Below are 2,342 nucleotides of genomic sequence, written 5' to 3'. Positions count from 1 at the left end.
CCCGCCACAGAGATCATCGGCGTCGAGCCGGAAGGTTTCAATGGCATGGGCTCGTCGCTGGCGCATGGCAGCATCGAGACGATGCCGATCGGGCCGAAATCGATCTGCGACGGTTTGATGTCGCGACGGCCGGGCGATGCTCCGTTTGCCGCGGTCAAGACGGCGGGTGTTCACGGCATCACCGTCGACGACCAATCGGTGCGGCGCGCGATGCGGATCGCCTTCGAGCGCATGAAGCTGGTGCTCGAACCGTCGGGGGCGGCGTCGATCGCGGCATTGCTCGGCGGCAAGGTGGATGTGAAGGACAAGACCGTCCTTGTTGTGGCTACCGGCGGCAATGTCTCGCTCGCCGATTTCATGGCGCATATGAACCATGCTTGAAGCGGATTTCGTCATCATCGGCTCCGGCTCGGCCGGCTCGGCCATGGCCTATCGCCTGTCGGAAGACGGCAAGCATTCGGTCATCGTCATCGAATTCGGCGGCAGCGATATCGGGCCGCTGATCCAGATGCCGTCGGCGCTGTCGATCCCGCTCAACATGAGCCTCTACGACTGGGGCTTTGCCAGCGAGCCGGAGCCGCATCTCGGCGGCCGTGTGCTGGCGACACCGCGCGGCAAGGTTATCGGCGGCTCGTCCTCGATCAACGGCATGGTCTATGTGCGCGGCCACGCCCGCGACTTCGACCATTGGGCCGAAGAGGGTGCGGCCGGCTGGGGCTTCGCCGACGTGCTCCCCTATTTCAAGCGCATGGAGGATTCGGATGGCGGCGAGGATGGCTGGCGCGGGCACGGCGGGCCGCTGCATGTGCAGCGCGGCTCGCGTAAAAATCCGCTCTATGGCGCCTTCGTCGAGGCTGGCCGCCAGGCCGGGTTCGAACTGACGGAGGACTATAACGGTTCCAAGCAGGAAGGTTTTGGGCCGATGGAGCAGACCATCAGCGGCGGCCGCCGATGGTCGGCGGCATCAGCCTATCTGAAGCCGGCGCTGAAGCGCAAAAACGTCAGTCTGGTCAAGGGCTTTGCGCGGCGGGTGATCATCGAGAATCAGCGCGCCATCGGCGTCGAGATCGAAGCTCACAAACAGATTCAGGTCGTTAAGGCGCGACGTGAGGTAATCGTCGCCGCATCGTCGATCAATTCGCCCAAGATCCTGATGCTGTCCGGCATCGGTCCGGCCGAGCATCTGCGCGAAAACGGCATTCCGGTGGTGGCCGACAGGCCCGGCGTCGGCCGCAACCTGCAGGACCATATGGAGCTCTACATCCAGCAGGAATCATTGCTGCCGATCACGCTCAATTCGGTGCTGAATCCGTTCTCGAAAGCGCTCATCGGGGCGCAGTGGCTGTTCCTCAAGAACGGGCTAGGCGCCACCAACCATTTCGAAGCGGCGGCCTTCGTGCGATCGCGTGCCGGCGTCGACTACCCCGACATCCAGTACCATTTCATCCCCGCGGCAGTCCGCTATGACGGCAAGGCGGCGGCCAAGTCGCACGGCTTCCAGGCGCATGTCGGACCGATGCGCTCGAAGTCGCGGGGGTCGGTGACGCTGCGCTCGCCGGACCCGAAATCGAAACCGATGATCCACTTCAACTACATGTCGCATCCAGACGACTGGGCGGAGTTCCGCCACTGCATCCGGCTGACCCGCGAGATCTTCGGCCAGTCGGCGTTCGATCCCTATCGAGGCAAGGAGATATCGCCGGGCAGCCACGTGCAGTCGGACGACGATCTCGACATCTTCATCCGGGATCACGCGGAGAGCGCCTACCATCCTTGCGGCACCTGCAAGATGGGCCGCGCCGACGACGTGATGAGCGTCGTCGATCCGGAGTGCCGGGTCATCGGCGTCGAAGGATTGCGGGTCGCCGATTCCTCGATCTTCCCGCGCGTCACCAACGGCAATCTCAATGCGCCGTCGATCATGACCGGCGAGAAGGCATCCGATCACATCCTTGGCCGCACGCCGCTGGCGCCGTCCAACCAGGAACCATGGATCAATCCGCGCTGGCAGGCGTCGGACAGATAGAGCATGATCGTGTGACTGCACGATCCGCATGCCGCGAAAGACAATCTGGAGACTTCCATGCGCGCTCAGCCCACGGCATCGCACTATGTCAACGGACGCTACATCGAGGACGAAGGCGGCGCCCCGCTGCCGGTCATCTATCCGGCAACCGGCGAGACCATCGCCATGCTGCGTTCGGCAACGCCGAACGTGCTGGAACTCGCCGTCGAGGCCGCGCGGGCGGCGCAGCCCGCCTGGGCGCGGCTGAAGCCGGTCGAGCGCGGGCGCATCCTGCGCCGCGCCGCCGACATATTACGCGCCCGCAACGCCGACCTCG

At 64.5% G+C, this 2,342-nt stretch carries 3 protein-coding genes; all 3 read left to right on the top strand.

Going from position 1 to position 2,342, the window contains the following annotated elements; genetic code table 11:
- Nucleotides 1-381: pyridoxal-phosphate dependent enzyme (locus tag ENZ74_RS29535; RefSeq protein ID WP_127313210.1), on the top strand; the 381-nt coding region annotated here is incomplete at its 5' end.
- Complete coding sequence (gene betA, locus ENZ74_RS29530) at nucleotides 374-2,026, top strand: choline dehydrogenase (protein WP_013532681.1); 1,653 nt, start codon at nucleotides 374-376, stop codon at nucleotides 2,024-2,026. The genes ENZ74_RS29535 and betA, both read left to right, overlap by 8 nt.
- A gap of 57 nt (nucleotides 2,027-2,083) precedes the next feature.
- Nucleotides 2,084-2,342: aldehyde dehydrogenase family protein (locus ENZ74_RS29525; RefSeq protein ID WP_127313209.1), on the top strand; the 259-nt coding region annotated here is incomplete at its 3' end.

It is taken from the genome of Mesorhizobium sp. M7A.F.Ca.CA.002.15.2.1, assembly GCF_003998715.1.
In the GTDB taxonomy this organism is placed as follows: domain Bacteria; phylum Pseudomonadota; class Alphaproteobacteria; order Rhizobiales; family Rhizobiaceae; genus Mesorhizobium; species Mesorhizobium ciceri.
The sequence above is the reverse complement of the archived record's forward strand: the minus strand, read 5'-3'. Positions and strand labels throughout refer to the sequence as shown.